Here is a 22581-nt window from a genome sequence, read left to right on the forward strand (position 1 = left end):
TACGGCTTTTTCGACCGCATTTTCGATACGGGGAACGGCGGGAGGTGTTCCTGGGCGGCCGGCCGGAGCCCCGGTCAGGCCGGGTCGACCTCGCGCAGCAGACCGGTGCGCACGTCGAACACGAACCCGCGGACGTCGTCGGTGTGCAGCAGGAACGGCGAGGTGCGCACCCGCTGCATGGACTGGCGCACGTCCTGGTCCACGTCCCGGAAGGACTCCACCGCCCACGCCGGACGCTGCCCGACCTCCATCTCCAGCTCGCTGCGGAACTCCTCGGTGAGGGACTCCAGGCCGCAGCCGGTGTGGTGGATCAGCACGACGCTGCGGGTGCCGAGCTTGCGCTGGCTGATGGTCAGGGACCGGATGACGTCGTCCGTGACCACACCGCCGGCGTTGCGGATGGTGTGGCAGTCGCCGAGCTGCAGGCCGAGGGCCTTGTGCAGGTCGAGACGGGCGTCCATGCACGCGACCACGGCGACGTGGAGAACAGGACTGGCGTCCATACCGGGATCGGTGAAGGCCTCGGCGTAGTGCCGGTTGGCCTCCACGAGCCGGTTCGTCACGGTGTCGCCAGTGGTTATGGCGCCTTCGGATCCAGTGGGTACGGCTGCAGAAGTCGTCATGCCGACGACGTTACTGGTCACGTTGTGTTCCGGCCTGCCGTGAGACGGGACAAAGAACGTCATCGCGGCTGTTGTGAGCTAACCCACACGGAGGGCAAACCGGCGCCGTACGGGTGAATCCCGCGCAATCGCCGTCCCCGCCCCACCCCGGTGCGCGACGCGCAGGCCGGTTGATTGACCGCGAGACAGGGTGGACTAAAGTGGCGCGAAGCGGGAGGCGTGGCTCTTCCTGCTGGTGAAACCCCTGGAGGCCCCGGCATGCGCCCGGACCGTCTCCCCACGCGCGCGGCGCGTACGTACGGCTCGGCCTCCTCCCGCTCCCGGTCGGCTGACGCTTCCGGCGCCGGCGGACCACCCCTCCGCGAGCTGGCGGGGACCCGTGGCGGTGCGTATCCTGCGCCGGATCATGAGAGGCCCCCTTGAGCCAGAGTCGACACGTCCCCGTGATGCTCCAGCGGTGCCTGGATCTGCTGGCACCCGCCCTGGAGCGGCCGGGAGCGGTCGTCGTCGACTGCACCCTCGGCCTCGGCGGCCACAGCGAGGCGCTGCTGACCCGGTTCCCCGAGGCGCGCCTGATCGGCCTCGACCGGGACAAGGAGGCGCTGCGCCTGTCGGGTGAGCGCCTGGAACCGCACAAGGACCGCGCCACCCTCGTGCACGCCGTGTACGACGAGCTGCCCGACGTGCTCGGCCGGCTCCGCATCCCGCGCGTGCAGGGCGTGCTGTTCGACCTCGGTGTCTCCTCCATGCAGCTCGACGAGGCCGACCGCGGCTTCGCCTACGCCCAGGACGCCCCCCTGGACATGCGCATGGACCAGACGACCGGCATCAGCGCCGCCGAGGTCCTCAACACCTACCCGGCGGGCGAACTCGTGCGCATCCTGCGGGCGTACGGCGAGGAGAAGCAGGCCAAGCGGATCGTCTCCGCGATCGTCCGCGAGCGCGAGAAGGAGCCGTTCACCAACAGCGCCCGGCTCGTCACGCTGATCCGCGACGCCCTGCCGCAGGCCGCCAAGCGCACCGGCGGCAACCCGGCCAAGCGCACCTTCCAGGCGCTGCGCATCGAGGTCAACGGTGAACTGTCCGTCCTGGAGCGGGCGATCCCGGCCGCCGTGAAGGCGCTGGACGTCGGCGGGCGGATCGCCGTGCTGTCGTACCACTCGCTCGAAGACCGGCTCGTCAAGCAGGTGTTCGCGGCCGGCGCCACCTCCACGGCGCCGCCCGGGCTGCCGGTCGTGCCCGAGCGGTACCAGCCGCGGCTCAAGCTGCTCACCCGCGGTGCCGAACTTCCCACCGAGGAAGAGATCGCCGAGAACCGCCGGGCCGCGCCGGCCAGGTTGCGCGGCGCCGAGCGCATCAGGGAGGACGTCGAGTGAGCGTGACGGGTCGGACGGCTCCCCCCGTGCACGGGGCAAAGGGGGAACGGTGAGCAGGAAACCCCAGCTCAGGGGCAGGGCCGCGCGGCTCGCCCGGCTCTTCCCGGCCGGCCGTGCCCGGGCGGCCCGCGCCCCGTTCGTGCTCCTCGTCGTCCTGCTCCTCGGCGGCGGCCTCATCGGGCTGCTGGTGCTGAACTCCGCGCTCAGCGAGGGCTCGTTCGAACTCGCCGACCTGCAGAAGCGGACGAAGAACCTCACCGACGAGGAGCAGGCCCTGCAGCGGGACATCGACGGCTACTCGTCCCCCGACGCCCTCCAGCGGCGCGCCCGTGAACTCGGCATGGTTCCCGGCGGCGACCCGGCCTTCCTCGGCCCCGACGGCACCGTCAAGGGTGTCCCCGGCGTCGCCCCCGAGGCAGCGGCCCTCTCCGGCCCGGCCGCCCCCGGGGCGATGGACCCGGCGGTCGGCCGCTCCACAGCCCCGGCCCCCACCGTGGCGCCCGGCACCACGCCGGGCCAGGCCTCGGTGAGCCCCCCGGCCGCCACCCCGGCCCAGCCCCCGGCGAGCCCCCCGGCAGCCGTGCCGCCCGCCACCCCCCAGCCCGCCTCCACTCCGACCCCCGGCAGGTGACGGAAGTGACCGACAGGGAACCGCCGCGCCGCCGTGTGCCCGGGCCCGCCAAGCCTCCCCGGCCGCGGGGCGCGGTGCGGCGGCAGCCCGGCCCCGGTGCCCGTCCGGCCCGACGTCCGGGCGGGGCCCGGCCCATGCCCCCGCCCCCGCTCCGGCTCGGCAGCCCGCGGCCCCGCCTGCGCCTGGTCAGCCTCGGCCTGACCCTGGTCCTGCTCGCCTTCGTCGTGCGGCTGCTCCAGGTGCAGGCCGTCGACGCGAGCGCCTACGCGGCACGGGCCGAACAGAACCGCTACGTGGTGCACACCCTGGCCGCCGAGCGCGGCGGGATCACCGACCGCAACGGCGTCGCCCTCGCCATCAGCGAGGACGCCTACGACATCACGGCCGACCCGACGATGTTCAGCGCCAGGCAGCTGAAGATCGACGACGGACCGGAGCAGGCCGCCGCGCTGCTCGCCCCGATCCTCGGCCAGGATCACGCCACGATCGTCAAGAAGCTGCGGCCCGGGAACAGGAACTCCCGCTACACCCGGCTCGCCGCGCGGCAGACCCCGCAGGTCTGGAAGCAGATCAAGGACCTCAAGTCCGCGCTCACCAACAAGGCCGACACCGACCACACCACGGTCAACGTGCTGTCCGGCGTCTTCGCGGATCCCAGCAGCCAGCGCGTGTACCCCAACGGCGACCTCGGCGCCGGGATACTGGGCTGGGTCAACGCCGACGGCCGGGGCGGCGGCGGCATCGAGCAGCAGCTGGACAAGCAGCTGTCGGGCAAGGACGGCAAGGTCCGCTACGCCCAGTCCGGGGGGCGTGAGGTACCCACGGCGGGGTCCACCGAGACGCCCGCCGAGCCCGGTGCCGACGTCGAGCTGACGATCGACCGCGACATCCAGTGGGCCGCACAGAACGCGATCACCGAGCAGGTCGCGAAGTCCAAGGCGGACCGCGGTTACGTCATCGTCCAGGACACCCGGACCGGCCAGATCCTGGCCATGGCCAACTCCCCCGGCTTCGACCCGAACGACCTGTCGAAGGCCGACGGCGACGCCATGGGCAACGCGGCCCTCCAGGACGCCTACGAGCCCGGCTCCACGGCCAAGGTGATGTCGATGGCGGCCGTGCTGGAGCGGAACGTGGCCACCCCGCTCACCCACGTCGTCGTACCCAACCGGCTGCACCGCGGCGACCGGCTCTTCCAGGACGACATCGACCACGCCACCTGGTACCTCACGCTCAACGGAGTGCTCGCCAAGTCCAGCAACATCGGCACCATCCTGGCCACCGGCGAACTCGGCAAGACCCAGCCCGAGGCCAACCGGGTCCTCCACTCGTACCTGCGCAAGTTCGGCATCGGCAGCTACACCGGCCTCGGCTTCCCCGGCGAGACCCGCGGCATCCTCGCGCCGCCGCAGAAGTGGTCCACCTCGCAGCAGTACACGATTCCCTTCGGCCAGGGCTTCTCCATCAACGCCATGCAGGCCGCCTCCGTCTACTCGACCATCGCCAACGGCGGGGTACGGGTCGAGCCGACCCTGGTGCGCGGCACCAAGGGCGCCGACGGGCGCTTCACCCCGGTGCCGAAGGCCGGACGGACAAGGGTGATCAGCGAGAAGACGGCCAAGGCCCTCGCCCGGATGCTGGAGTCGGTCGTGGACGACGAGCAGGGCACCGGCGTCAAGGCCCGCATCCCGGGGTACCGGGTCGCGGGCAAGACCGGCACGGCGAACCGCGTGGATCCGGCCACCGGCCGCTACCGGGGCTACACCTCGTCGTTCGCCGGCTTCGCCCCCGCGGACAACCCCCGTGTCACCGTCTACTGCGCCATCCAGAACGCCACCTCGGGCAGCTACTTCGGCGGCCAGATCTGCGGCCCCATCTACAAACAGGTGATGGAGTTCGCCCTCAAGACCCTCCAGATCCCGCCGACCGGGGCGAGAGCCGCGAACCTGCCCGTCGACTACAAGCCCTGACCGGCTTCCGAAAGACCCAGGAACGAACCCGTGACAACGATCACCCCGAACCCCGGGAACCAGGGGCCCGCGAGCCCCTCACTTCGCTCCGGAGCGGGTGCGCCCGGTACGCTCACCGCCGTGCCACACGCTGATCAGTCCCAAACCACCCAGAAGGGCGCTTCCGTGACATATCCGGGACCGCCGCGACCGGTTCAGGTCTCCGCCACACCCCTCGCGGAACTGGCCGATCAGCTGGGTGCCGCCGCTCCGGCCGGCTCCGCCGAGATCACGGGGATCACCCACGACTCGCGCGCCGTCCGCCCCGGCGACCTGTACGCCGCCCTGCCGGGCGCCCGCCTGCACGGCGCCGACTTCGTCACCCAGGCCGCCGGCCTCGGCGCGGTCGCCGTGCTCACCGACCCGAGCGGCGCCGAGCGCGCCGCCGCGACCGGTCTGCCCGTCCTGGTCGTGGACGACCCGCGGGCGCGGATGGGCGAGCTGGCGGCGACGATCTACGGCCGCCCCGGCCGCGATCTGCTCCAGATCGGCATCACCGGCACCTCCGGCAAGACCACCACCGCCTACCTGGTGGAGGGCGGCCTGAAGACCGCCCGCAGCACCGGGCTCATCGGCACCGTCGAGATGCGCATCGGCGACGAACGCATCAAGTCCGAGCGCACCACCCCCGAAGCCACCGACCTGCAGGCGCTGTTCGCCGTCATGCGGGAGCGGGGTGTCGAGGCGGTCGCCATGGAGGTCTCCAGCCACGCCCTGGTCCTCGGCCGGGTCGACGGCTGCGTCTTCGACATCGCCGTCTTCAACAACCTCAGCCCGGAACACATGGAGTTCCACTCCGACATGGAGGACTACTTCCGGGCCAAGGCACAGCTGTTCACGCCGGAACGCAGCAAACTCGGCGTCGTCAACGCCGACGACGAGTACGGCCGCCGGCTCGCCGAGGAGGCGACCGTGCCGGTCGTCACCTTCTCCGCCGAGGGCCACCCCGACGCCGACTGGCGCGCCCAGGACGTCCAGGTCGGCCCCATGAACTCGACGTTCACCGTGCTCGGCCCGAACGGCGAGAGCGTGCAGGCCAGGTCGCCGCTGCCCGGCCCCTTCAACGTGGCGAACACCCTCGCCGCCATCGTCGCCCTCGCCGCGGCGGGCATCGACCCGCAGACCGCCGCCGACGGCGTCGCCGCTGTACCCGGCGTCCCCGGCCGCCTGGAGCGCGTCGACGCAGGCCAGCCCTATCTCGCGGTCGTCGACTACGCCCACAAGACCGACGCGGTCGAGTCGGTGCTCAAGGCGCTGCGCAAGGTCACCGGGGGCCGGCTGCACGTGGTGCTCGGCTGCGGCGGCGACCGCGACCAGACCAAGCGCGCCCCGATGGGCGCCGCCGCGGCCCGGCTCTCCGACACGGCCGTACTGACCTCCGACAACCCCCGCTCCGAGGACCCCCTCGCGATCCTCGCGACCATGCTCCAGGGCGCGGCCTCCGTGCCCGCGCACGAGCGCGGCGAGGTGCTCCTCTTCGAGGACCGGGCCGCGGCCATCGCCGCCGCCGTGGGCCGGGCCCAGGCCGGCGACACCGTGCTGGTCGCGGGCAAGGGTCATGAGCAGGGCCAGGACATCGCCGGCGTGATCCGTCCCTTCGACGACCGCCAGGTGCTTCGCGAAGCTATCCAGAAGACCCAGGGATGAACTTGTGATCGCCCTCTCCCTCGCCGAGATCGCAGCAGTCGTCGGCGGGCAGAAGCACGACATACCGGATCCGTCCGCGCAGATCACGGGCCCGGTGGTCCGGGACTCCCGCGAGGTGGTGCCCGGCAGCCTGTTCGCCGCCTTCGTCGGCGAGCGCGTGGACGGCCACGACTACGCACCGCAGGTGGTCGAGGCCGGCGCGGTCGCCGTGCTGGCGTCCCGGCCGGTCGGCGTCCCCGCGATCGTGGTGGACGACGTCCAGACCGCCCTCGGCGCCCTCGCCCGGCACGTCGTACGCCGGCTCGGCGCGACCCTCGTCGCCCTGACCGGCTCGGCCGGAAAGACCAGCACCAAGGACCTCATCGCCCAGGTGCTCCAGCGCAAGGCGCCGACCGTGTTCACGCCCGGCTCGCTCAACAACGAGATCGGGCTGCCGCTGACCGCCCTGTCCGCCACCGAGGAGACGAAGTTCCTCGTGCTGGAGATGGGCGCCCGCGGCATCGGGCACATCCGCTACCTCGCCGACCTCACCCCGCCGCGGATCGGCCTGGTCCTCAACGTCGGCACCGCCCACATCGGCGAGTTCGGCGGCCGCGAGCAGATCGCGCAGGCCAAGGGCGAGCTGGTCGAGGCGCTGCCCGCGGCGGAGGACGGCGGCGCGGCGATCCTCAACGCCGACGACCCGTTGGTCCGGGCCATGGCCTCCCGTACCAAGGCGAAGGTGGTCCTTTTCGGAGAGTCGGCCGAAGCGGACGTACGCGCCGAGAACGTGCGACTCACGGACAGCGGACAGCCCTCCTTCAGGCTTCACACACCCTCCGGTGCATGCGATGTGACCATGCGCCTGTACGGTGAGCACCACGTGTCGAACGCGCTCGCCGCGGCCGCCGTCGCCCATGAGCTGGGCATGTCCGCGGAAGAGATCGCCCTCGCGCTCTCCGAGGCGGGCTCCCTCTCCCGCTGGCGCATGGAGGTCACCGAGCGCCCGGACGGCGTGACCATCGTCAACGACGCCTACAACGCCAACCCCGAGTCCATGCGGGCCGCCCTCAGGGCGCTCGCGGCCATGGGCAAGGGGCGCCGCACGTGGGCGGTGCTCGGCAAGATGGCCGAGCTGGGGGACGAGGCGCTCGCCGAGCACGACGCCGTCGGACGGCTCGCCGTCCGGCTCAACGTCAGCAAGCTCGTCGCGGTCGGGGGGATTGAGGCCTCCTGGCTGCAACTGGGCGCATATAACGAGGGTTCGTGGGGTGAGGAGTCGGTGCACGTGTCCGACGCACAGGCGGCGATCGACCTGTTGCGCAGCGAGTTGCGCCCGGGGGACGTCGTACTCGTGAAGGCGTCCCGTTCGGTGGGGCTCGAGAGCGTTGCCCAGGCGCTCGTCGAGGCCGGTGCCGGGCGTGGGGTTGATGCCCGATGATGAAGCAGATCCTTTTCTCGGGCGTCATCGGTCTCTTCCTGACGCTGATCGGCACCCCGCTGCTGATCAAGCTTCTCGCCCGCAAGGGCTACGGCCAGTACATCCGTGACGACGGTCCGCGTGAGCACGCCAGCAAGCGCGGTACGCCGACCATGGGCGGTATCGCCTTCATCCTGGCGACGATCGCCGCGTACTTCCTGTCCAAGGTGATCACCGGCCAGACGCCGACCTACTCGGGCGTGCTGGTCCTCGGCCTGATGTTCGGCATGGGCCTGGTCGGCTTCCTCGACGACTACATCAAGATCGTCAAGCGGCGTTCGCTGGGCCTGCGGGCCAAGGCCAAGATGGCCGGCCAGCTGATCGTCGGCATCGCCTTCGCGGTGCTGTCGCTGCAGTTCTCCGACGCGCGCGGCAACACCCCGGCGTCCACGAAGCTGTCGTTCATCACGGACTTCGGCTGGTCGATCGGTCCGGTGCTGTTCGTCGTCTGGGCGCTGTTCATGATCCTCGCGATGTCGAACGGCGTGAACCTGACCGACGGTCTGGACGGCCTCGCCACCGGCGCCTCCGTCCTCGTCTTCGGCGCCTACACCTTCATCGGCGTCTGGCAGTTCCAGGAGTCCTGCGCCAACGCGCAGACCCTGACCAACCCGGGTGCCTGCTACGAGGTGCGCGACCCGCTGGACCTCGCCGTGGTCGCCTCCGCGCTGATGGGCGCCTGCCTGGGCTTCCTGTGGTGGAACACCTCGCCGGCGAAGATCTTCATGGGCGACACCGGTTCGCTCGCGCTCGGCGGTGTCCTCACGGGTCTGGCCATCCTCTCCCGCACGGAGCTGCTGGTGGCCATCATGGGCGGCCTGTTCGTCCTCATCACCATGTCGGTCGTCATCCAGGTCGGCTCCTTCCGGCTCACCGGCAAGCGCGTCTTCCGGATGGCACCCCTCCAGCACCACTTCGAACTCAAGGGCTGGTCCGAGGTCCTGGTCGTGGTCCGCTTCTGGATCATCCAGGGCATCTGTGTGATCGTCGGACTGGGCCTCTTCTATGCAGGATGGGCAGCGGACAAGTGACCTCCTCGGTGCCTTCTGAATTCCAGGGCAAGCACGTCACCGTCGCCGGGCTCGGCGTCTCCGGCGTCCCGGCGGCGAAAGTGCTGCACGCGCGCGGGGCGATCGTCACGGTCGTCAACGACGGCGACGACGCACGCGCGCGTGAACAGGCCGCGGAGCTGCGGGCGCTCGGCATCACCGTGCGCCTGGGCGACGGGGCGACCCTGCCGGAGGGCACCGAGCTGATCGTCACCGCGCCCGGCTGGAAGCCCGACAAGCCCCTGTTCCTCGCCGCCGGGAAGGCCGGCGTGCCGGTCTGGGGCGACGTGGAGCTGGCCTGGCGGCTGCGGGGACCCGACGCGGCCCCCTGGCTGGCCGTGACGGGCACCAACGGCAAGACCACGACCGTCCAGATGCTCGCCTCCATCCTGCGGGCGGCGGGCCTGCGCACGGCCGCCGTCGGCAACATCGGCGTCTCCCTGCTGGACGTGGTCCTCGGCGAGGAGCAGTACGACGTGCTCGCCGTGGAGCTGTCCAGCTACCAGCTCCACTGGGCGCCCTCCCTGCGCGCCCACTCGGCGGCCGTCCTCAACCTGGCCCCCGACCACCTCGACTGGCACGGCTCCATGGAGGCCTACGCCCGCGACAAGGGCCGTGTCTACGAGGGCAACAAGGTCGCCTGCGTCTACAACGTCGCCGACAAGGCCACCGAGGACCTCGTACGCGAGGCCGACGTCGAAGAGGGCTGCCGGGCCGTCGGGTTCACGCTGGGCACGCCCGGGCCCTCTCAACTCGGTGTGGTGGACGGCATCCTGGTCGACCGCGCCTTCATCGAGAACCGGCAGAAGAACGCGCAGGAGCTGGCCGAGGTCTCCGACGTCAACCCGCCGGCCCCGCACAACATCGCCAACGCCCTTGCCGCGGCTGCGCTCGCGCGCGCCTTCGGGGTGCCCGCCGGTGCCGTACGGGACGGTCTGCGGGCCTTCCGCCCGGACGCCCACCGCATCGCGCACGTGGCCGACATCGACGGCGTCGCGTACGTCGACGACTCCAAGGCGACCAACACCCACGCCACGGAAGCCTCGTTGGCGGCATATGAGCCGATCGTATGGATTGCGGGCGGTCTGGCGAAGGGCGCGGTCTTCGACGAGCTGGTCGCCAAGTCGGCGAAGCGGCTGCGCGGCGTGGTCCTGATCGGCGCCGATCGTGCCCTGATCCGTGAGGCCCTCGCGCGACACGCCCCGGAAGTACCCGTGGTCGACCTCGACCGGACCGACACTGGGGCGATGCTCCAGGCGGTGACGGAAGCGAAGCGGCTGGCTCAGCCCGGCGACACGGTGCTGCTGGCCCCGGCCTGTGCCTCCATGGACATGTTCACCAACTACAACCAGCGCGGTGACGCGTTCGCGGCGGCGGTCCGCGAACTCGGAGCCTGACCCCGGCCGCCTGCCGGGCGGATCTTGGGAGGGACGCGTGGGACGGCCGACGTTCACCGGAGGCGCCGATGTCCAGTAGCCGTACCGGCCGCCCGCCCGTACAGCGGGCGTCCCGGCGTCCCGCCCTCCCACGGCCGCCGCGCGAGAACCCCGTCCGGCGGCTCTACACGCGCGCGTGCAAGGCCTGGGACCGTCCGCTGACGGCCTACTACCTGATCGTCGGCGGCAGCGTCCTGATCACCGTGCTGGGCCTGGTGATGGTCTACTCGGCCTCCCAGATCACCGCGCTGCAGCTTTCGCTGCCCGGGTCCTACTTCTTCCGCAAGCAGGCCCTGGCCGCGCTCATCGGCGGTGCACTGCTGTTCGTGGCCTCCCGCATGCCGGTGAAGCTGCACCGGGCGCTGGCGTACCCGATCCTCGCCGGCGCGGTCTTCCTGATGGTCCTGGTGCAGGTGCCCGGGATAGGGATGGCGGTCAACGGCAACCAGAACTGGATCTCCCTCGGCGGTTCCTTCCAGATCCAGCCCAGCGAGTTCGGCAAGCTCGCGCTGGTGCTGTGGGGCGCGGACCTCATCGCGCGCAAGCAGGAGAGGAAGCTGCTGACCCAGTGGAAGCACATGCTGGTGCCGCTGGTTCCGGTCGCCTTCATGCTGCTCGGGCTGATCATGCTCGGCGGCGACATGGGCACCGCGATCATTCTCACGGCGATCCTGTTCGGCCTGCTGTGGCTCGCGGGGGCGCCGACCCGGCTGTTCGCGGGCGTGTTCTCCATCGCCGCCCTGATCGGTGCGGTCCTCATCAAGACCAGCCCCAACCGGATGGCGCGCCTCGCCTGCATCGGTGCCACGGAGCCCAGGACGGGGGTCGCGGACTGCTGGCAGGCCGTGCACGGCATCTACGCGCTCGCCTCCGGCGGACTCTTCGGTTCCGGGCTCGGCGCGAGTGTGGAAAAATGGGGCCAACTCCCGGAAGCCCACACCGACTTCATCTTCGCCGTCACCGGTGAGGAACTGGGCCTCGCGGGGACGCTGTCGGTGCTCGCCCTGTTCGCGGCTCTAGGCTATGCGGGTATCCGCGTGGCCGGACGCACGGAGGACCCCTTCGTGAGGTATGCCGCGGGAGGCGTGACCACCTGGATCACCGCCCAGGCGGTGATCAACATCGGTGCGGTGCTCGGTCTGCTGCCGATCGCCGGCGTCCCCCTCCCGCTGTTCTCCTACGGAGGGTCCGCCCTGCTTCCGACCATGTTCGCCATCGGGCTGCTGATCGCCTTCGCACGCGACGAGCCCGCTGCGCGGGCAGCGCTTGCCACGCGGCAGCCCCGCTTTGGTAAAAAGCGGGCTGGAGGCTCCGGTGCCGAGCGGGGGCCTCGGAGATGGAACACGATGCGACGGCGTGCCTCGGCGGCGCGTTCGTCCGGAGAGCGGTGAATTTCGGTGCATGTCGTACTCGCCGGTGGGGGGACCGCCGGCCACATCGAGCCCGCGCTCGCCCTCGCGGACGCCCTGCGCAGGCAGGACCCGACCGTGGGGATCACGGCCCTGGGCACGGAGCGCGGCCTGGAGACGCGGCTCGTTCCGGAGCGCGGCTACGAGCTGGCGCTGATCCCGGCGGTGCCGCTGCCCCGCAAGCCAACGCCCGAGCTGATCACCGTGCCGGGCCGGCTGCGCGGCACGATCAAGGCGGCCGAGCAGATCCTGGAGCGCACCAAGGCGGACTGCGTGGTCGGCTTCGGCGGCTATGTCGCCCTGCCCGGCTACCTGGCCGCCAAGCGCCTCGGTGTGCCCATCGTGATCCACGAGGCCAACGCCCGCCCGGGCCTGGCCAACAAGATCGGCTCGCGGTACGCGGCCCGGGTCGCCGTCTCCACCCCGGACAGCAAGCTGCGTGACGCCCGCTACATCGGCATCCCGCTGCGCCGCTCCATCGCCACTCTGGACCGCGCCGCCGCCCGCCCCGAGGCCCGCGCCCGCTTCGGCCTCGACCCGAACCTGCCCACGCTGCTCGTGTCCGGCGGCTCGCAGGGCGCCCGGCGGCTGAACGAGGTGGTCCAGCAGGTCGCCCCGTGGCTCCAGCAGGCCGGCATCCAGATCCTGCACGCGGTCGGTCCGAAGAATGAACTGCCGCAGGTGCACCAGATGCCGGGGATGCCCCCCTACATCCCGGTAAGTTATCTGGACCGGATGGACCTCGCGTACGCCGCGGCCGACATGATGCTCTGCCGCGCGGGCGCGATGACTGTCGCCGAGCTCTCCGCCGTCGGGCTCCCGGCCGCGTACGTCCCGCTGCCCATCGGCAACGGCGAGCAGCGTCTGAATGCCCAGCCGGTGGTCAAGGCCGGCGGGGGACTCCTCGTCGACGACGCGGAGCTGACGCCCGAGTGGGTGCAGCAGAACGTGCTGCCCGTGCTCGCCGATCCGCACCGGCTGTACGAGATGTCCCGCGCGGCAAGCGAGTTCGGCCGCCGGGACGCCGACGACCTGCTCGTCGGCATGGTGTACGAGGCGATCGCCTCGCGCCGTTAGGACCGCATGACGAAAGGGCAGTGAGCGTGGCCGGACCGACGACCGCCGAGCGCGGTGAACGCCAGCAGGAGTCGTCCGGCCCGCCGCTCGTCCGCAGGCTCGGAAAGCCACGTCTTCGTATGATCATCATCCTGGTCGTCGTCATGCTTCTGGGCGGCGGCGGGACTTGGGTGTTGTACGGCTCGCAGTGGCTGCGCATCCGGCACGTCTCGGTGTCGGGCACGCTCGTGCTGACCCCCGCGGAGGTCCGCAAGGCGGCGGCCGTGCCGGTCGGGGCGCCCATGATTTCCGTCGACACGGAGGTCATCGAAGCCCGACTTCGCCGGAAATTGCCCCGAATTGACACCGTGGACGTGGTTCGTGCCTGGCCTCATGGAATCGGCCTGAAAGTGGTCGAGCGCACTCCGGTTCTGCTTGTCCAAAAGGGCGGGAAGTTCATCGAAGTCGATGACGAAGGTGTCCGGTTCGCCACGGTTTCGCAGGCCCCGAAAGGTGTCCCCCTGCTGGAATTGTCCGCTTCCCGGAAGGGTTCGGCCGCCGCCGGCTTCCGGCGTTTCGGCACCGACCGGCTGGTGCGCGAGGCCGTCCGGGCCGCCGGAGACCTGCCCGCCGCCGTGGCCCAGTCCGCCCGGTCCGTCCAAGTCCGTTCCTTCGACGCCATCTCGGTGCAGTTGGGCGACGGGCGCACGGTGGCATGGGGGAGCGGTGAGAACGGCGGCGCCAAGGCACGGGCCCTCACGGCTCTCATGAAAGCAGCTCCCGGCGCGCGGCACTTCGATGTCAGCGTCCCCACCGCCCCTGCGTCATCGGGGAGTTGACGCACATCAGCGCAGGCCAGCACCCTGGTTGGGCACTGCTACGGCTGATCACATAGGGTGAAAAGAAAAACGGGAGGTTCGGCGTGTTCGTTGAACGGGCGCCACTTGTCGACTTAGTGTCCTGTTCAGAAGACTCCAGGAAACAGACACACTGGTAACCCTAAACTTCAGGGTTAGGGTTCGGGTCGGCGCTACGGACCGTCCCATTCGGCATCTGTCGTCCCGGCGCGGGGCACCGCACGGCGGCGACAACGTAATTCGAGGCGAGAGGCCTTCGACGTGGCAGCACCGCAGAACTACCTCGCAGTCATCAAGGTCATCGGTGTCGGCGGCGGTGGTGTCAATGCCATCAACCGGATGATCGAGGTCGGTCTCAAGGGCGTCGAGTTCATCGCCATCAACACCGACGCGCAGGCGCTGTTGATGAGCGACGCCGACGTCAAGCTCGACGTCGGCCGTGAACTCACCCGCGGACTCGGCGCCGGAGCCAACCCGGCCGTCGGCCGCAAGGCCGCCGAGGACCACCGCGAGGAGATCGAGGAGGTCCTCAAGGGGGCCGACATGGTCTTCGTGACGGCCGGGGAAGGCGGCGGCACCGGCACCGGCGGCGCGCCCGTCGTGGCCAACATCGCGCGCTCACTCGGCGCCCTGACCATCGGCGTGGTCACGCGCCCGTTCACCTTCGAGGGGCGGCGCCGCGCGAACCAGGCCGAGGACGGCATCGCCGAACTCCGCGAAGAGGTCGACACCCTCATCGTGATCCCCAACGACCGGCTGCTGTCCATCTCGGACCGCCAGGTCTCGGTCCTGGACGCCTTCAAGTCCGCCGACCAGGTCCTGCTCTCCGGTGTGCAGGGCATCACCGACCTCATCACCACCCCCGGTCTGATCAACCTTGACTTCGCCGACGTCAAGTCGGTCATGTCCGAGGCCGGTTCGGCCCTCATGGGCATCGGCTCGGCCCGCGGCGACGACCGCGCGGTGGCCGCGGCCGAGATGGCGATCTCCTCGCCGCTGCTGGAGGCCTCCATCGACGGCGCCCGCGGCGTGCTGCTCTCCATCTCCGGCGGCTCCGACCTCGGCCTCTTCGAGATCAACGAGGCGGCCCAGCTGGTCAGCGAGGCCGCCCACCCCGAGGCCAACATCATCTTCGGCGCGGTCATCGACGACGCCCTCGGCGACGAGGTCCGGGTCACCGTGATCGCGGCCGGTTTCGACGGCGGCCAGCCGCCGGCCCGCCGGGACAACGTCCTCGGCTCGGCCTCCGGCTCGGCTTCCGGCCGCCGTGAGGAGCCCGCCCCGGCCCGACCGAGCGAGCCCAGCCGTCCGTCCTTCGGCTCGCTGGGCAGCGTCAAGCCCAAGGAGGAGCCGGAGCCCGCGCCCGAGCCGGTGGCCGAGATCCCGGTCACCCCGCCGGTGACGCCGGCGCCCCGGACCTACTCGGACAGCGCGGCCGAGGAACTGGACGTTCCGGACTTCCTCAAGTGATAGGACAGCGCGAGAGCGTCAGCGGCGCGCACTTCGCCTTCACCGACCGGTGGGGCGGGGTGAGCGCCGCTCCGTATGAGGAGCTGAATCTCGGCGGTGCCGTCGGCGACGTGTCCGAGGCGGTCCGGGCCAACCGGGAGCTCGCGGCCAAGTCGCTCGGCCTCGACCCGGGCCTGGTCGTCTGGATGAACCAGGTGCACGGTGCCGATGTCGCCGTGGTGGACGAGCCCTGGGGCACGGGGGACCCCCATGACCGGGGGAGAAGCCGAGAGCGGGGGAGTGCGGTGCCGGAGGTCGACGCGATCGTCACCACCCGGCGCGGACTGGCCCTGGCCGTGCTCACCGCCGACTGCGTGCCGGTGTTGCTGGCCGACCCCGTCGCCGGGGTCGCCGCCGCGGCCCACGCGGGCCGGCCCGGCATGGTCGGGGGAGTCGTCCCCGCCGCCGTACGGGCCATGGTCGGACTCGGCGCCGTACCCGAGCGGATCGTCGTCCGCACCGGACCGGCCGTGTGCGGCCGGTGCTACGAGGTGCCGGAGCAGATGCGTGCCGAGGTGGCGGCCGTCGAGCCGGCGGCGCACGCTGAAACAAGCTGGGGCACACCGGCGGTCGACGTGAGCGCCGGCGTGCATGCGCAGCTCGACCGACTCGGGGTGTGCGACCGGGCGCAGTCGCCGGTGTGCACGCTGGAATCGGCCGACCACTTCTCGTACCGCCGCGACCGCACCACGGGGCGGCTCGCGGGCTATGTCTGGCTGGACTGATGGGGCATGACGGACCGTAAGGCAGAACTCGCCGCAAATCTGGCGAGAGTGGAGGAGCGCATCACCGCCGCGTGCGTGGCGGCCGGGCGCAAGCGGGAAGAGGTGACCCTCATCGTGGTCACCAAGACCTACCCGGCGACCGATGTGCGGATCCTGTCGGAACTCGGTGTACGCCATGTCGCCGAGAACCGCGACCAGGACGCGGCCCCGAAGGCCGCCGCCTGCACAGATTTGCCCTTGAAGTGGCATTTTGTCGGGCAGTTGCAGACCAACAAGGTCCGCTCCGTGGTCGGTTATGCCGATGTCGTGCAGTCCGTCGACCGTTCGCGGCTCGTCACCGCGCTGTCGAAGGAGGCGGCACGGGCGGAGCGCGAGGTGGGCTGCCTCATCCAGGTCGCGCTCGACGCGGGCGCGAACGGCCGGGGCGACCGCGGCGGCGTGGCACCCGGCGGAATCGAAGAGTTGGCCGACCTCGTCGCCGGCGCACCCGGGCTGCGCCTCGACGGGCTGATGACCGTCGCTCCGCTCACCGGTGAGTACGCGGGACGAGAACAGGCGGCGTTCGGGCGCCTCATGGATTTGTCGACTGACCTGCGCCGAGCCCATCCGGCTGCAACCATGGTGTCGGCAGGGATGAGTGCGGATCTCGAACAGGCCGTGGCCGCCGGTGCGACACATGTACGCGTCGGCACCGCGGTACTCGGAGTCCGCCCCAGGCTCGGGTAACGTCGCCAGGAAGTCGGACCACAGCAGAAAATATGGTCAGTGCTCGCCAAGGCGGGCACAACGACCACGTGGATCGCGGGCACTTGGCAGTCGTCAGTCGATCCACCACAGAGCGGAGGACTCAGAGCATGGCCGGCGCGATGCGCAAGATGGCGGTCTACCTCGGCCTCGTGGAGGACGATGGGTACGACGGCCGCGGATTCGACCCCGACGACGACTTCGAGCCCGAGTTGGACCCGGAGCCCGAGCGGGACCACCGACGGCACGAACCGTCGCACCAGTCACACGGTGCGCACCAGTCCCAAAGGGACGAAGAGGTGCGAATCGTACAACCGCCCGCGCCTCGCGAACCGGTGGCCCGTTCGACTTCGCTCGCCGCGGAATCCGGACGCCCGGCGCGGATCGCGCCCGTGGCATCCATCACACAAGAACGTCAGTCCCTGGAGAAGAACGCACCGGTGATCATGCCCAAGGTCGTGTCGGAACGAGAGCCGTACCGGATCACCACGCTTCACCCCCGGACGTACAACGAGGCCCGTACCATCGGGGAACACTTCCGTGAGGGCACCCCGGTGATCATGAATCTGACTGAGATGGATGACACAGACGCAAAGCGACTTGTCGACTTTGCGGCCGGTTTGGTGTTTGGTCTTCACGGCAGCATCGAGCGGGTGACGCAGAAGGTGTTTCTGTTGTCTCCTGCTAACGTCGATGTCACGGCGGAGGACAAGGCCCGCATCGCAGAGGGCGGGTTCTTCAACCAGAGCTGAGACGCACGAACTGATCGCAGTACGGAAGAGCATGGACAGGGGAGAGGGAACAGCAGGCCATGAGCGTGTTCGCGCAGGTGATCTACATCGCGCTGATGGTGTTCCTCGTCGTGCTCATCTTCCGACTGGTCATGGACTACGTCTTCCAGTTCGCCCGCTCGTGGCAACCCGGCAAGGCGATGGTGGTCGTACTGGAGGCCACCTACACTGTCACCGATCCACCGCTGAAGCTTCTGCGGCGGTTCATCCCGCCGCTGCGTCTCGGGGGCGTGGCGCTCGACCTGTCCTTCTTCGTACTGATGATCATCGTCTACATTCTCATCTCCGTTGCGCATGGCTTCGTGAGATGAGGGTGGACGATCCGGTCTTGCCGACTGCCGATGACTACGTTGAGGTGAAGAGATGCCGTTGACCCCCGAGGACGTGCGGAACAAGCAGTTCACGACCGTCCGCCTCCGAGAAGGCTATGACGAGGACGAGGTCGATGCCTTCCTCGACGAGGTCGAAGCCGAACTGACCCGTCTGCTCCGCGAGAACGAGGACCTGCGCGCCAAGCTGGCCGCGGCCACGCGCGCTGCTGCCCAGAACCAGCAGAACATGCGCAAGCCTCCGGAGCAGGACCAGCAGCAGGGCATGCGAGGTCCCGGCGCACCGGTGCCCGCCGGGATATCGGGCCCGCCGCAGCAGCAGATGGGTGGCCCCATGGGTGGTCCGCCCCAGCTGCCGAGCGGTGCCCCGCAGCTGCCCGCCGGCCCCGGCGGTCAGGGCGGCCCGCAGGGTCCCGGCCCGATGGGCCAGGGTCCGATGGGTCAGGGCCCGATGGGCGGCCAGCCGCCCATGCAGCAGATGGGCGGTCCGATGGGCGGCCCCATGGGCGGTCCGATGGGCGGCCCCGGTCAGGGCCCCGGTGGCGACAGCGCCGCCCGTGTCCTCTCGCTGGCCCAGCAGACCGCCGACCAGGCGATCGCCGAGGCCCGCTCCGAGGCCAACAAGATCGTCGGCGAGGCCCGCAGCCGCGCCGAGGGTCTGGAGCGTGACGCCCGTGCCAAGGCCGACGCCCTGGAGCGGGACGCGCAGGAGAAGCACCGCGTCGCCATGGGCTCCCTGGAGTCCGCCCGCGCCACGCTGGAGCGCAAGGTCGAGGACCTGCGCGGCTTCGAGCGCGAGTACCGCACGCGCCTGAAGTCGTACCTCGAGTCCCAGCTGCGCCAGCTGGAGACCCAGGCGGACGACTCCCTGGCTCCGCCGCGCACCCCGGCCACCGCGTCGCTGCCGCCGTCCCCGGCGCCCTCCATGGCCCCGGCCGGCGCGAGCGCCCCGTCCTACGGCGGCAACCAGACGATGGGCGGCGCGCCCGCTCCGTCCGCCCCGTCCTACGGCGGTCAGCAGCAGATGACCCCGGCCATGACCCAGCCGATGGCCCCGGTCCGTCCGCAGGGTCCGTCCCCGATGGGCCAGGCGCCCTCGCCGATGCGCGGGTTCCTGATCGACGAGGACGACAACTGACAGGTCAGTGAGACCAGTACGACAACGGCGTCGGCAGCGTCACTAGGGCGGGCCCCCGGACTTCGGTCCGGGGGCCCGCCCTTTTTACGCGTGTTGCCAAGAGGTACGTCAGGCACGCGGGGCTGCATGCGGTGTGCGGCTCCGCCGCGTGGGCGCACGATTCCCTTCCGGACGGCACCCGTCGGGAGGCGGTGGGCCTTCGATGATCAGCCCCTGTAACCTTCTCCGTGCGCCGGGGCGCGTAGCGCAGATGGTCGTCGCGCCTCGATGGCATCTAGGAGGACGCCGGTTCGAATCCGGCCCGCCCCGGCGCACCCGGTCGCTCTTCCGTGACGCCGAAGGCCCGGCCCCCTGCCGGGGGGCCGGGCCTTCAGGCTGTCCGGCGGCGGAGGCGGCTACGCCTTGCGCAGGCGGAACGTGAGCGACAGACCCTCGTCCGTGAAGGGCTCGCCGAACGTGTCGTCCGCCTCGCCCTGGGCGAAGTCGGTCGCGAGGACCTCGTCGGCGATCAGACCGGCATGCTCGGTGAGGGCCGCGACGACCGCCGGGTCCGTGGACGTCCAGCGCAGGGCGATCCGGTCGGCGACGTCCAGGCCGCTGTTCTTGCGGGCCTCCTGGATCAGCCGGATCGCGTCACGGGCCAGGCCCGCCTGGCGCAGCTCCTCCGTGATCTCCAGGTCCAGCGCGACCGTGGCACCGGAGTCGGACGCCACCGACCAGCCCTCCCGCGGGGTCTCCGTGATGATCACCTCGTCGGGCGCCAGGGTGACCGTCTCACCGTCGACCTGCACGGAGGCCGTGCCCTCGCGCAGGGCGAGCGAGAGGGCAGCCGCGTCCGCGCCCGCGACGGCCTTCGCCACGTCCTGGACGCGCTTGCCGAACCGCTTGCCGAGCGCCCGGAAGTTCGCCTTGGCGGTCGTGTCGACGAGGCTGCCGCCGACCTCGCTGAGCGAGGCCAGCCCCTCGACGTTCAGCTCCTCGGTGATCTGCGTGTGCAGCTCCGGATCCAGGGACTCGAAACCGGTCGCCGCGATCAGTGCACGGGACAGCGGCTGACGGGTCTTGACGCCCGACTCCGCGCGCGTGGCGCGGCCCAGCTCCACCAGCCGGCGGACCAGGACCATCTGCTTCGACAGCTCCGGGTCGATCGCCGACAGGTCCGCCTCCGGCCAGCCGGCCAGGTGCACGGACTCCGGCGCGCCCGGGGTCACCGGGACGACCAGGTCCTGCCACACCCGCTCGGTGATGAACGGGGTGATCGGCGCCATCAGCCTGGTGACCGTCTCCAGCACCTCGTGCAGCGTGCGCAGCGCGGCCTTGTCGCCCTGCCAGAAGCGGCGGCGCGAGCGGCGGACGTACCAGTTGGACAGGTCGTCCACGAACGCGGACAGCAGCTTCCCGGCGCGCTGGGTGTCGTACGCCTCCAGCGCCTGGGTCACCTGGTCGGTCAGCGCGTGCAGTTCGGACAGCAGCCAGCGGTCCAGCACCGGGCGCTCGGCCGGCGCCGGGTCGGCCGTGGACGGCGCCCAGTCCGACGTGCGGGCGTACAGCGCCTGGAAGGCGACCGTGTTCCAGTAGGTCAGCAGCGTCTTGCGGACGACCTCCTGGATGGTGCCGTGGCCGACCCGGCGGGCCGCCCACGGGGAGCCGCCGGCCGCCATGAACCAGCGCACCGCGTCCGCGCCGTGCTGGTCCATGAGGGGGATCGGCTGCAGGATGTTGCCCAGGTGCTTGGACATCTTGCGGCCGTCCTCGGCGAGGATGTGGCCCAGACAGACGACGTTCTCGTACGACGACTTGTCGAAGACCAGCGTGCCGACCGCCATCAGCGTGTAGAACCAGCCGCGGGTCTGGTCGATCGCCTCGGAGATGAACTGCGCCGGGTACCGGCTCTCGAACAGCTCCTTGTTCTTGTACGGGTAGCCCCACTGCGCGAACGGCATCGAACCCGAGTCGTACCAGGCGTCGATGACCTCCGGCACGCGTGTGGCCGTCTTCCCGCAGCCGTCGTGGCGGCAGGCGAAGGTGACGTCGTCGATGTACGGCCGGTGCGGGTCCAGGCTCGACTGGTCGGTGCCGGTCAGCTCGGACAGCTCCGCGCGGGAGCCGACGCAGGTGAGGTGGTCGTCCTCGCAGCGCCAGACCGGCAGCGGGGTGCCCCAGTAGCGGTTGCGGGACAGCGCCCAGTCGATGTTGTTGTTCAGCCAGTCGCCGAAGCGGCCGTGCTTGACCGTCTCCGGGAACCAGTTGGTCTTCTCGTTCTCCTGGATCAGACGGTCCTTGATCGCCGTCGTACGGATGTACCAGGAGGGCTGCGCGTAGTAGAGCAGCGCGGTGTGGCAGCGCCAGCAGTGCGGGTAGCTGTGCTCGTACGGGATGTGCCTGAAGAGGAGGCCGCGCTGCTGGAGGTCCTCGGTGAGCTTTTCGTCGGCCTTCTTGAAGAAGACGCCGCCGACCAGCGGGACGTCCTCCTCGAAGGTGCCGTCGGGCCGGACCGGGTTCACCACCGGCAGGCCGTAGGCGCGGCAGACCTTGAGGTCGTCCTCACCGAAGGCGGGGGACTGGTGGACCAGGCCCGTACCGTCCTCGGTCGTCACGTACTCGGCGTTCACCACGTAGTGCGCCGGCTCCGGGAACTCCACCAGCTCGAACGGACGTCGGTACGTCCAGCGCTCCATCTCGGCGCCGGTGAAGCTCTGGCCCGTGGTCTCCCAGCCCTCGCCGAGTGCCTTGGCGACCAGCGGCTCGGCGACGACGAGCTTCTCCTCGCCGTCGGTCGCGACGACGTAGGTGACCTCCGGGTGCGCGGCGACGGCCGTGTTGGACACCAGGGTCCAGGGGGTCGTCGTCCACACCAGGAGCGCGGCCTCGCCGGCGAGCGGACCGGAGGTGAGTGGGAAGCGGACGTACACGGACGGGTCCACGACCGTCTCGTAGCCCTGCGCCAGCTCGTGGTCGGACAGGCCGGTGCCGCAGCGCGGGCACCAGGGGGCGACCCGGTGGTCCTGGACCAGGAGGCCCTTCTTGAAGATCTCCTTCAGCGACCACCAGACGGACTCGATGTACTCGGGCTCCATCGTGACGTAGGCCTCGTCGAGGTCGACCCAGTAGCCCATGCGGGTCGTCAGCTCGGAGAACGCGTCGGTGTGGCGCAGCACGGACTCGCGGCACTTGGCGTTGAACTCGGCGATGCCGTACGCCTCGATGTCCTTCTTGCCGGAGAAGCCCAGCTCCTTCTCGACCGCCAGCTCCACGGGCAGGCCGTGGCAGTCCCAGCCGGCCTTGCGGGCCACGTGGTAGCCCCGCATGGTGCGGAAGCGGGGGAAGACGTCCTTGAAGACGCGCGCCTCGATGTGGTGGGCGCCGGGCATGCCGTTGGCGGTGGGCGGGCCTTCGTAGAACACCCACTCGGGGCGGCCCTCGGACTGCTCCAGGCTCTTGGCGAAGATCTTCTGCTCGCGCCAGAAGTCGAGCACGGCGTGCTCAAGAGCGGGCAGGTCGACCTGTGCGGGCACCTGGCGGTACGTCGGCGCTGTCATCTGCGAGCATCCTCCAACGGACTTGCTGCCTTCCGTCGGAGGGACGAGAGCCTTCGATCCTGTCTACGCCGTGTGCGGCGCGCTCCCGCGGTACCACCCTCCTTGGCCCTCCGCCGCGCCGTACGCGCCGGTGAGCCCCCTCATTGGGGTCGCGAAGCCGGTTCTACTCGCCCCCGCCTCGCGGCTGCGGCTTTCCTCCGGCGGCTCCGGGGTGATCTTCACGTCGCGCTCGCCCCCGGGCTCACACCGTCCCC

General features: G+C 70.6%; 18 protein-coding genes and 1 tRNA gene. 17 read left to right on the forward strand and 2 right to left on the reverse strand.

Annotated features, from left to right (window positions below; genetic code table 11):
* Window positions 1-74: 74 nt before the first annotated feature.
* Window positions 75-686: a beta-class carbonic anhydrase gene (locus ACZ4SF_RS24970; RefSeq protein ID WP_468388210.1), complete on the reverse strand. Its 612-nt coding sequence runs from the start codon at window positions 684-686 to the stop codon at window positions 75-77.
* 356 nt (window positions 687-1042) lie between these two features.
* On the opposite strand from ACZ4SF_RS24970, the gene rsmH reads away from it, so the two are divergent.
* The 17 genes from rsmH (at window position 1043) to ACZ4SF_RS25055 (ending at window position 19097) form a co-directional block, all read left to right on the forward strand.
* Window positions 1043-1999: a 16S rRNA (cytosine(1402)-N(4))-methyltransferase RsmH gene (gene rsmH / locus ACZ4SF_RS24975; RefSeq protein WP_468388212.1), complete on the forward strand. Its 957-nt coding sequence runs from the start codon at window positions 1043-1045 to the stop codon at window positions 1997-1999.
* A gap of 49 nt (window positions 2000-2048) precedes the next feature.
* The gene (ftsL, locus tag ACZ4SF_RS24980) at window positions 2049-2630 is read left to right on the forward strand and encodes a cell division protein FtsL (RefSeq protein ID WP_468388214.1); all 582 of its coding nucleotides are present in this window, start codon (window positions 2049-2051) and stop codon (window positions 2628-2630) included.
* Window positions 2631-2635: 5 nt separating this feature from the next.
* The gene (locus ACZ4SF_RS24985) at window positions 2636-4600 is read left to right on the forward strand and encodes a peptidoglycan D,D-transpeptidase FtsI family protein (RefSeq protein ID WP_468388216.1); all 1965 of its coding nucleotides are present in this window, start codon (window positions 2636-2638) and stop codon (window positions 4598-4600) included.
* Window positions 4601-4630: 30 nt separating this feature from the next.
* Window positions 4631-6286 (forward strand): UDP-N-acetylmuramoyl-L-alanyl-D-glutamate--2,6-diaminopimelate ligase, encoded by a 1656-nt coding sequence (locus ACZ4SF_RS24990; RefSeq protein WP_468388218.1) that lies wholly within the window; start codon window positions 4631-4633, stop codon window positions 6284-6286.
* Window positions 6287-6290: 4 nt separating this feature from the next.
* Window positions 6291-7706: a UDP-N-acetylmuramoyl-tripeptide--D-alanyl-D-alanine ligase gene (locus ACZ4SF_RS24995; RefSeq protein ID WP_468388220.1), complete on the forward strand. Its 1416-nt coding sequence runs from the start codon at window positions 6291-6293 to the stop codon at window positions 7704-7706.
* Window positions 7703-8776, forward strand: coding sequence for a phospho-N-acetylmuramoyl-pentapeptide-transferase (mraY, locus tag ACZ4SF_RS25000; protein ID WP_201818126.1), 1074 nt, complete (start codon window positions 7703-7705; stop codon window positions 8774-8776). Before ACZ4SF_RS24995 ends, mraY begins: the two co-directional genes overlap by 4 nt.
* Window positions 8758-10191, forward strand: a complete 1434-nt coding sequence (gene murD, locus ACZ4SF_RS25005; RefSeq protein ID WP_468388222.1) for a UDP-N-acetylmuramoyl-L-alanine--D-glutamate ligase — start codon at window positions 8758-8760, stop codon at window positions 10189-10191. Before mraY ends, murD begins: the two co-directional genes overlap by 19 nt.
* 68 nt (window positions 10192-10259) lie before the next feature.
* Window positions 10260-11621: a putative lipid II flippase FtsW gene (gene ftsW / locus ACZ4SF_RS25010; RefSeq protein ID WP_468388224.1), complete on the forward strand. Its 1362-nt coding sequence runs from the start codon at window positions 10260-10262 to the stop codon at window positions 11619-11621.
* 6 nt (window positions 11622-11627) lie between these two features.
* Window positions 11628-12716: an undecaprenyldiphospho-muramoylpentapeptide beta-N-acetylglucosaminyltransferase gene (gene murG / locus ACZ4SF_RS25015; protein WP_468388226.1), complete on the forward strand. Its 1089-nt coding sequence runs from the start codon at window positions 11628-11630 to the stop codon at window positions 12714-12716.
* Between the two features lie 26 nt (window positions 12717-12742).
* The gene (locus ACZ4SF_RS25020; protein ID WP_468388228.1) at window positions 12743-13534 is read left to right on the forward strand and encodes a cell division protein FtsQ/DivIB; all 792 of its coding nucleotides are present in this window, start codon (window positions 12743-12745) and stop codon (window positions 13532-13534) included.
* A gap of 279 nt (window positions 13535-13813) precedes the next feature.
* Window positions 13814-15022 (forward strand): cell division protein FtsZ, encoded by a 1209-nt coding sequence (gene ftsZ / locus ACZ4SF_RS25025; protein WP_468388230.1) that lies wholly within the window; start codon window positions 13814-13816, stop codon window positions 15020-15022.
* A complete protein-coding gene (gene pgeF, locus ACZ4SF_RS25030) occupies window positions 15019-15786 on the forward strand; it encodes a peptidoglycan editing factor PgeF (RefSeq protein ID WP_468388232.1) in 768 nt (255 codons plus the stop codon). Before ftsZ ends, pgeF begins: the two co-directional genes overlap by 4 nt.
* A gap of 6 nt (window positions 15787-15792) precedes the next feature.
* The gene (locus ACZ4SF_RS25035; RefSeq protein WP_468388234.1) at window positions 15793-16512 is read left to right on the forward strand and encodes a YggS family pyridoxal phosphate-dependent enzyme; all 720 of its coding nucleotides are present in this window, start codon (window positions 15793-15795) and stop codon (window positions 16510-16512) included.
* Between the two features lie 128 nt (window positions 16513-16640).
* Complete coding sequence (locus tag ACZ4SF_RS25040) at window positions 16641-17282, forward strand: cell division protein SepF (RefSeq protein WP_030642042.1); 642 nt, start codon at window positions 16641-16643, stop codon at window positions 17280-17282.
* A gap of 59 nt (window positions 17283-17341) precedes the next feature.
* The gene (locus ACZ4SF_RS25045; RefSeq protein WP_468388236.1) at window positions 17342-17632 is read left to right on the forward strand and encodes a YggT family protein; all 291 of its coding nucleotides are present in this window, start codon (window positions 17342-17344) and stop codon (window positions 17630-17632) included.
* A 52-nt stretch (window positions 17633-17684) separates the two neighbouring features.
* Window positions 17685-18788 (forward strand): DivIVA domain-containing protein, encoded by a 1104-nt coding sequence (locus tag ACZ4SF_RS25050; protein ID WP_468388238.1) that lies wholly within the window; start codon window positions 17685-17687, stop codon window positions 18786-18788.
* A 234-nt stretch (window positions 18789-19022) separates the two neighbouring features.
* Window positions 19023-19097, forward strand: a tRNA-Ala gene (locus tag ACZ4SF_RS25055).
* Window positions 19098-19183: 86 nt separating this feature from the next.
* On the opposite strand, the gene ileS is transcribed toward ACZ4SF_RS25055, so the two are convergent.
* Window positions 19184-22327: an isoleucine--tRNA ligase gene (ileS, locus tag ACZ4SF_RS25060; protein WP_468388240.1), complete on the reverse strand. Its 3144-nt coding sequence runs from the start codon at window positions 22325-22327 to the stop codon at window positions 19184-19186.
* Window positions 22328-22581: the final 254 nt, after the last annotated feature.

This window comes from Streptomyces sp. NPDC027663 (assembly GCF_055566415.1).